The sequence below is a fragment of the Bradyrhizobium sp. 25ACV genome (assembly GCF_054863005.1).
Window position 1 is genome coordinate 1 of sequence record NZ_JAVAYO010000190.1, and the last position, 239, is coordinate 239.

Annotated in this window: 1 pseudogene; it reads left to right on the forward strand. The window is 61.5% G+C overall.

What is annotated here, in order from left to right:
* Window positions 1–239: pseudogene (locus RAD04_RS39110) on the forward strand (UbiD family decarboxylase); the annotation flags it as partial.

Here is a 239-nt window from a genome sequence, read left to right on the forward strand (position 1 = left end):
CGAGGACTTCTACCTGCCTCCGGAGGGCTGCTCGTATCGGCTCGCCGTGGTGAGCATGAAAAAGCAGTACCCCGGACATGCCAAGCGCGTCATGTTCGGCATCTGGAGCGCGTTGCGCCAGTTCATGTACACGAAGTTCATCGTCGTCACCGACGACGACATCGACATTCGCGAATGGAAGGAGGTCGTGTGGGCCCTGACGACCCGCGTAGATGCCGGACGCGACGTGGTCGTCGTCG